General features: G+C 67.9%; 1 protein-coding gene. It reads left to right on the plus strand.

Annotated features, from left to right (window positions below):
- A partial coding sequence (locus HBA54_RS28610) for a hypothetical protein (RefSeq protein WP_167232152.1) occupies positions 1–677 on the plus strand: 677 nt, incomplete at both ends.

Raw genomic sequence — 677 nt, forward strand, 5'->3', positions numbered from 1 at the left:
CGCCGGCGGACTCGGACGTCGATGCGACGTTCAACGTCGAGGCGACGGCGGTCGACGGTTCGGACACGGCGATGGGCGACGACGACTTCGCCATCGACGTGGACGCGGTGGCCGACGGTGAGGGCGACGGCCTGTCGGTGTCGATCAGCGTGAACGACAGCGACGATGCGGACTCCGAGTTCTCGCCGGGCGAGGTCGGCACGGTGAGCGTGTCGGCGACCTTCGGCGACTTCACGGACGGCTCGGAGAGCCACACGGTGGTGGTGGACATTCCCGAGGGCTTCACGGTCGGCGATCTCGACGATCTGCCCGACGGGGTGAGTGCCGAGGTGAACGGCGACGGCGATGTGGTCTTCACGGTAGCCAACGGGACCGAGGGCTTCACGGACTATGTCTTTGAGGTCACGGCGCCGGGCGGCATCGAGGACGGCGACAGCTTCACGTTCACGGCGACGGCGCGTGCCGAGGAGACCCCGACGGACGAGGAGTGCGACCCGGACGACAACGTCGCGACGGTCAGCGCCATGGTTGATGTCGGCGGCGGCGCGGTGGGCGAGCCTGATGTCGGCCTGGTGGTTCAGACGCCGGACCAGTGCATCAAGGAAGACACGACGGCGCAGGTCAAGATCACGGCGGATGTTACGACGCCGGGCGACACGCTGACGCAGGTGGTGATC

Origin of the sequence: Pelagibius litoralis, from assembly GCF_011683915.1 — a bacterium.
Classification (GTDB): Bacteria; Pseudomonadota; Alphaproteobacteria; order Kiloniellales; family Kiloniellaceae; genus Pelagibius; species Pelagibius litoralis.